This window comes from Microbacterium sp. NPDC057407, assembly GCF_042803895.1.
Taxonomy (GTDB): Bacteria; Actinomycetota; Actinomycetes; order Actinomycetales; family Microbacteriaceae; genus Microbacterium.
The window spans coordinates 670,185-676,184 of sequence record NZ_JBHVCA010000003.1; the positions used below are offsets into that span (position 1 = coordinate 670,185).

At 64.0% G+C, this 6,000-nt stretch carries 9 protein-coding genes; 7 read left to right on the top strand and 2 right to left on the bottom strand.

Annotated elements, in window-relative coordinates; all coding sequences use genetic code 11:
• Positions 1–53: 53 nt before the first annotated feature.
• Together ACFUTX_RS11955 and ACFUTX_RS11960 are read right to left on the bottom strand one after the other, a co-directional pair.
• Entirely contained in the window at positions 54–722 is a 669-nt protein-coding gene (locus ACFUTX_RS11955) for a cation transporter (protein ID WP_378864594.1), read from the bottom strand.
• Positions 719–1,057 carry an ArsR/SmtB family transcription factor gene (locus tag ACFUTX_RS11960; RefSeq protein WP_378864596.1) on the bottom strand — a complete coding sequence of 113 codons (339 nt, stop codon included), beginning with the start codon at positions 1,055–1,057 and terminating at the stop codon, positions 719–721. Before ACFUTX_RS11960 ends, ACFUTX_RS11955 begins: the two co-directional genes overlap by 4 nt.
• A gap of 124 nt (positions 1,058–1,181) precedes the next feature.
• On the opposite strand from ACFUTX_RS11960, the gene ACFUTX_RS11965 reads away from it, so the two are divergent.
• The 7 genes from ACFUTX_RS11965 (at position 1,182) to ACFUTX_RS11995 (ending at position 5,849) form a co-directional block, all read left to right on the top strand.
• Positions 1,182–1,691, top strand: a complete 510-nt coding sequence (locus ACFUTX_RS11965) for a DUF1232 domain-containing protein (RefSeq protein WP_378864598.1) — start codon at positions 1,182–1,184, stop codon at positions 1,689–1,691.
• The gene (locus ACFUTX_RS11970; protein WP_378864600.1) at positions 1,688–2,131 is read left to right on the top strand and encodes a hypothetical protein; all 444 of its coding nucleotides are present in this window, start codon (positions 1,688–1,690) and stop codon (positions 2,129–2,131) included. Before ACFUTX_RS11965 ends, ACFUTX_RS11970 begins: the two co-directional genes overlap by 4 nt.
• 116 nt (positions 2,132–2,247) lie before the next feature.
• On the top strand, positions 2,248–2,871 hold the full coding sequence (locus ACFUTX_RS11975; protein WP_378864603.1) for a hypothetical protein: 624 nt from the start codon (positions 2,248–2,250) through the stop codon (positions 2,869–2,871).
• 172 nt (positions 2,872–3,043) lie between these two features.
• Positions 3,044–3,901, top strand: coding sequence for a hypothetical protein (locus ACFUTX_RS11980; RefSeq protein ID WP_378864606.1), 858 nt, complete (start codon positions 3,044–3,046; stop codon positions 3,899–3,901).
• Between the two features lie 546 nt (positions 3,902–4,447).
• A complete protein-coding gene (locus ACFUTX_RS11985; protein WP_378864609.1) occupies positions 4,448–4,576 on the top strand; it encodes a hypothetical protein in 129 nt (42 codons plus the stop codon).
• A 134-nt stretch (positions 4,577–4,710) separates the two neighbouring features.
• On the top strand, positions 4,711–4,989 hold the full coding sequence (locus tag ACFUTX_RS11990; protein ID WP_378864612.1) for a hypothetical protein: 279 nt from the start codon (positions 4,711–4,713) through the stop codon (positions 4,987–4,989).
• A complete protein-coding gene (locus ACFUTX_RS11995; RefSeq protein WP_378864615.1) occupies positions 4,986–5,849 on the top strand; it encodes a hypothetical protein in 864 nt (287 codons plus the stop codon). Before ACFUTX_RS11990 ends, ACFUTX_RS11995 begins: the two co-directional genes overlap by 4 nt.
• Positions 5,850–6,000 lie beyond the last annotated feature (151 nt).

A 6,000-nucleotide genomic window follows, 5' to 3' on the forward strand; every position in this document is an offset into this window, starting at 1 on the left:
TCAGATTCGAGTCCGTTTCGTGTCCGTTGGCACGGCCGGATTAGTCCAACTGGCTAGTGGTGGCGGTGATCGTCGTCGTGGTCGTCTTCGAGGATCATGCCGACGGAGGTGGCGCAGGCGTCGCCGCGCCATGCTTCCAGTCCTTCGCGCAGTGCGAAGCCGGCGATGACCAGTCCTGCGATCGCATCCGCCCACCACCATCCGAACAAGCTGTTGAGGATGAGGCCGATCAGCACTGCTGCCGACAGGTAAGTGCAAATCAGGGTCTGTTTGGAGTCCGCGACCGCGGTCGCGGAGCGGAGATCGCGACCGGCGCGGCGTTCGGCAAGAGAGAGGAACGGCATGATGATCACGCTGAGCGTGGTGATAAGGATGCCGAGGGCGCTGTGCTCGACCTCGATGTGTGCGAACAGCGCGATCAGTGACGTGGCGGTCACGTAGGCGGCGAGGGCGAAGAACGCGATCGCGATGACCCGGAGGGTGCCCTTCTCCCAGCGTTCCGGATCGCGGCGGGTGAACTGCCAGGCGACCGCGGCGGCGGAGAGCACCTCGATGGTGGAGTCCAGCCCGAACGCGATCAAAGCGGTCGACGATGCGAGAGTGCCTGCCGTGATGGCGACGACGGCCTCGATGACGTTGTACCCGATCGTTGCGGCAACGATCCACCGGATGCGGCGCCGCAGTACCTGCTTCCGGTCGTCAGAGAGAGTCGCGGTGGTCATGCGCAGGTGCATTCGGCTCCGGCGCAGCAGCCGGGTTCGACGTAAAGGACGGTCTGCAGCAGCTCGTTCAGCGCGGCGGTCAGATGCGGGTCGGCGAGGTGGTAGCGGGTCCGGCGTCCGTCGGGGACCGCAGTCACGAGACCGCAGCCGCGCAGACAGGCGAGCTGGTTGGACATCACCTGCCGGGAGACGCCCAGCGCGTCGGCGAGATCGGACGGGTACGCGGGCGCCTCGCGCAGTGCGAGTAGCACCCCGACCCGGGTCGGGTCGGACAGCGCGTGCCCGAAGCGGGCCAGCGCTGCGGTGTGCGTCACGGTCGCGGTCGCGGTAGGCATGCGCTCGACGATACAGTGAAACGTGAATTAACGCGATCCTGAACAAACGGGTGGATCCCTGTCTTGTGGGGAACTGCCGAGGGAGAATCACCGGGGTGAACTGGATACCGATCGGAGGAGTGCGATGCCTGACTGGCTGATCGTCGTGCTGGGTATGATCGGCGGCATCGTGCTGCTGTGGGTCGTGTTGATCCTGCTGCTGTGGGTCCAGCAGCGTCGGACGGGTTCAACGGTGGACTGGCGGGCGATGATGCGGCTCGTCCCTGATGTGATCCGGTTGGTGAAGCGGCTCGCGACCGACCCCTCGGTGCCACGCGGCACCCGGTGGTGGCTGCTTGCGCTGTTGGGCTACATGCTGCTGCCGTTCGATCTCGTGCCGGACTTCATCCCGGTGCCACGATCGCGACGACGCCATCGTCGTCGCGATCGTGGTGCGGTTCGCGATCCGTCACGCCGGTATGGCTGCCATTCAACGCCACTGGCCCGGCACGCCAGAGGGCCTCACCAGCGTGCTCACCCTCACGGGACTGACCACCAAATCCGTTCCGAATGCAGAGGAGCTCGCCCAGCGCGCCCCTCGCGAGGTGCGAGCGGTGAGAGGCTATATCCCACGACGGACCGGAGGGTGAGATGAGGGCAGAGATCCTCTATATCGATTCGTGCCCGTCCTGGCGGACCGCGCAGGAGCGACTCCGCGGCGCGCTCGACGACCTGGGCAGGACGGATGTGTCGATCGCCCGCACTCTCATCGAGTCGGCGGAGCAGGCCGCCCGCCGTCCCTTTGCCGGATCGCCGACCATCCTCATCGACGACGAGGACCTGTTCCCGGTCGAGACGGATGTCCACGAACTCGCCTGCCGGCTCTATCCGGGCCCGGATGGTCCGGGTGGCGCGCCGGTCGAGACGGCCATCAGAGAGGCGCTACTCGATCGGCGTTCCTCGGAGCACATGACCTGCGCTTGCTGCGGCCGACAGCGAACCCGCCGTCAACTGCACGCTCTGCACGGCGGCACATACATATGCCGGCGCTGCGGGTTGTGGGTCGCACTCAGGCTGCGATCGGACAAGTCGTAGCCGATCCGTATCCGGACACTGCGCGTTGAGGGGGTGCCGCGTGCAGGGTCACCCACGTTGCGCAGGGATCTCTTTCGGGCGGTACCGGAGCTTCCCGTGCCGATAGGTTGTGGCGCATGCCTCCTAACACCGATGACATCGTCGACAGGCTCGACGAGCTCACGACCGTTGTCTCGTCTTTAGCGCAGCCCTTCGGAATCAGCGACCTGATCCAGTTGCTCGCCATTGTCGTCGCACTCGGCGTGGGTATCGCGGCGATCGTCATCGCGACGAAAGATCGCAAGACGCAGCTCGAGATCGCGCGACAGAACCTGGAGCACAGCCGCCTGGCGCTCGAGCTCGAGTATGCAGTCCGTCTAAGCGCAAACATGAACATGGGCGGCTCGTCTGACGCACAGGAACGCAAGCGCCTCGGAGCGGAGGCACTTGCATTGGCGAGCGTAATCGGTCCGCGGTGGGCGCCACGCCAGTACGCCAGAGCGATGAATTTTCGTACGCCCGACGAACTCCGCGAGCGACTCAATGACACGGATAGAGACCGCACTCCGCGCTGGGTTCGGGAGAAGATCGAGGCGGGACTCGCCGTGCAGGCGATCATGGCCGCGATGTATGGCGAGGAAGCAGACGCCGAGATTCGTTCGGCTTTAGCGCTAGACCCGTCAGACCGGGTCGACGATGGATGGCCGTCGCCCGATCAGGACCGTGAGCCCGCGGATGACAGCGCCGACCGAGAGACCTGACTGTCCGCCCGGCGGCTGGGGCGATTATCCACGACGCGGTGATGCTCGTAGAGGTCTTCGGGACGGGCAGCGCCCCCGGTGAACGTCGTCGCGCCTCTTCGGTGAGTGGGCGCCGAGGCGGACCATCCCCTTCCGGACCGTGCGGGTCAGCGGTGCGTCGAGAGGGTATCTGATGGTCGGGCATCTCGCACTTTCTGCGCAGCGCGCGACGGTGCATGATCGGAGCGTGCCCACTCCTGACCAGGCGGCCGCGCAGAAACTGCTGGCTGACAGCAAGCGGATCGTCAACCTGAAGCTGCCCGATCCAACTGTCGAAACGGACGCACATACCCGCGAAGCCCAGAACGCGGTTCGGGCTGCTCGCGCCTCCAGTACGGATGCGTTGGAGGCGGGTGCCCTTCTCAATCGAGTGGGAAAGCTGGCGCAAGAGAAGAAGGTGATTGGCACTTGGACCGCTCAAGCGCAAGACTCTCTGCGGGCTGCGATTCTATTTGCTGGCGCCGGTCTTGACCGTTCTCTTAAATCCCTTGTCGAGACAGCCATCCCTCGACTTATCGATCACGACGATGTCGTGCGTAAGAAGTTCACCGAGTTCGCCGAGGTGACGCTCACAGACAAGACCACGCAGTCGATTAACCCCGGCGAGTTTGTTCGCCTGTTTCTTCAGAGTGGCAAGAACCCCGAGGACGTACTTCGAACACGATGGGTAATCGAGCTGACCTCGGGCTCAGCCCAGTCTGCCGAGAGAGTGGAAGAACTGGCCTCTGCGCTGGGAGTGACCGAGTCCACGTTGCGTGCACGAATGAAGCCAAACGCCAAGACGCGCACTGCGTTGCAGCTGGCGTTCGACGCCCGGAACCTCGTTGCCCACGAACTCGACGTGACCCTCCCGAGCGAGGAGTCGCGGAAGCCACTCGAGCGGATCCGCGCTGTTCGAAAAGTGCAGGAGACAGAGCGACATGTTTCAGAGCTACTTGCCGTTGCTCAATTGGTCGTCAACGATGTTGCGGTGCGTCTAGCGCTGAAATGAGGCTGTGACGACCCGGAGCCCTTCAGCACGCATCTCAGCCGTGAACTCCTCGTCCGCACCAAGGACCACTCCACGGAGTGCGTGCTGCGCGCGGCGTACCGTTGCCGTGGTCGATCCTGCGGCGATTGTGTGAACCGCTCGGTTCGGTAGCAGCACTCGAGCTTCGAAGGGCGTGATCTCAACTGTCCACAATGTGAATTACATGTGTGTAAGTCTGTGGATGGTGCCATCGGTTGGCAGGAACGGCCCTCAAACGCCTCTGGAAGCCAGCAGAAGGGCATGGAAGAGGCGGGCTGACCTTCCGGGGGCACTCGATGCGCTTTGCCGCTCAGAGGGGCGTGTGTCGGCGCTGAGCGCTAGACTGTGAGCCCACAAACAGAGCCCCGATCGGCCATCTCGAGCGGAGCTCTTATATGGCAGATCGGGGCTGAGTTGTCTGTGGAAGGACTTCTCGACTTTAGAGGCTCAGTAGCCTCTACGCGAGCTGAGACGCGCGTCTTCGTTTGGGTGTATCTGCTTCCTCATCAAGTCGGAGAGGAGCGCACCATGGCGAACTCGTCACGGTCGTCCAAGCCCTCGAAGGCCGCGCTGAGCAAGGCGGGAAAGACGCTTGCGTCGAACTCGTCGAGCAAGCCGGCCAGGTCGAAGGCCGGCTCGACGCTCGGAAAGGGCTAGAGCAGTGCGGGGAGGTCAGGCGAACCCGATGTCGCCGACCCTCCCTACACTGGGCGATCCACAGCGACTCGCTTATGGTGCGCGCCGCTTCCGCACTATCGACCCCGAGTGGGGCGAGAAAGCGTTCCAGCACTATGAAGGTTTCAATCAACTTCGACGAACGTCAGTTCCGACGAGCCGTCGAGTCGCAGGTCCAGTCCGACGTCGACAAGATGGCAGCACAGTGGAGCCGCGAACTCGAGAATCTCCGAGAGCGGATGGCTGGTCATCCCATCGACGAGATCAAGCCGCAGCTGCAGGTGCTGTTCCGGCGCGGCGGTGGCACGATCTCCGATCCGGAACTCACCGAGTGGGCCCAGCTCATCTCGGACAACACCCGCATCACCTTCAAGCCGGAGAAGATCCGGTGGTGAGGCGGGTGAATCTGTCTCAGCTGAAGAGTCAGCTCCGGCAGATCGAGCAGAAGCAGCGCCAGGCGATCAACAACTACAACCAGGCGGCGCGCAACTTCAACCAGGCAGTGAACAACTACAACAACGCTGCGCGGGCCCACAACGCTCGAGTTCGCGCCAATCAGCAGCGGCTTGCTCACGAACTGGCGCGGCTTCGGTCCCAGCCGACCTCGCCGCGGTACGTCCGCTACACGACGTCCGTCCAAACGGTGCAGACGTCGTTCCGCCGAGTCGAGGCAACCGCCGAGTCTGGCGCATGGGCAGATGATCGCGGTCTGTTCGATCTCGCCGAGAGCGAGGCAGCGAACAGCGCCGCCGCCCTAAACACCCTCCTCGCCGCACCGGACTCCGAGGCAGCGGAGGACGAGCGGCTGCGCGACACGGTGCTCACGAGCGAGCTGAACGAGATCGATCCAGAGCTCGATAGCCGGTGGCGCGGTGCGCTGTTCTCGCTCAGCCCGAGGAACCCGGATGCCGCGCGTCACTTTTGCACCAGCGCTCGCGAGATCCTGACCAGCATCCTCAGCGACCGCGCACCGGATGCTGCTGTCAAGCAGGCGCTGCCGGGGTTCGCCCCGACGCCGAACGGGGGAGTGTCGAGGCGGGCGAAGATCCATTACCTACTCCGCCAGACCGGGAACGACGTCGACGGACTCGCCCAGTTCGTCGATGACGACATCAACAGCGTGGTCGCACTGTTCGATGACTTCAACGGCGGCACGCACGGACCTGCCGGACGCTTCGACTTCGTCCAGCTGACCGCGATCAAAACGCGTGTCGAAGGCGCCATCCAGTTCCTTCACCGCATAGTCGTCCACTGACACAGCAGCGCACAGAAGGGCCATCCCCGTCGTGGGGTGGCCCTTCTGCCGTCCGTGTCTAGCTGTGATGTCCAGGCAGGTTGTTGAGTCTGGTGATGGGTGGGGCTCCGATTGCGGAGTGGCGCCTGTGGTGATTGTAGAAGTGGATCCA

Bases quoted from the DNA above. Each gene is read 5' to 3' on its own strand.
- ACFUTX_RS11955 (WP_378864594.1), bottom strand. From the start codon at position 722: ATGACCACCGCGACTCTCTCTGACGACCGGAAGCAGGTACTGCGGCGC.
- ACFUTX_RS11960 (WP_378864596.1), bottom strand. From the start codon at position 1,057: ATGCCTACCGCGACCGCGACCGTGACGCACACCGCAGCGCTGGCCCGC.
- ACFUTX_RS11965 (WP_378864598.1), top strand. From the start codon at position 1,182: ATGCCTGACTGGCTGATCGTCGTGCTGGGTATGATCGGCGGCATCGTG.
- ACFUTX_RS11970 (WP_378864600.1), top strand. From the start codon at position 1,688: ATGAGGGCAGAGATCCTCTATATCGATTCGTGCCCGTCCTGGCGGACC.
- ACFUTX_RS11975 (WP_378864603.1), top strand. From the start codon at position 2,248: ATGCCTCCTAACACCGATGACATCGTCGACAGGCTCGACGAGCTCACG.
- ACFUTX_RS11980 (WP_378864606.1), top strand. From the start codon at position 3,044: ATGGTCGGGCATCTCGCACTTTCTGCGCAGCGCGCGACGGTGCATGAT.
- ACFUTX_RS11985 (WP_378864609.1), top strand. From the start codon at position 4,448: ATGGCGAACTCGTCACGGTCGTCCAAGCCCTCGAAGGCCGCGCTGAGC.
- ACFUTX_RS11990 (WP_378864612.1), top strand. From the start codon at position 4,711: ATGAAGGTTTCAATCAACTTCGACGAACGTCAGTTCCGACGAGCCGTC.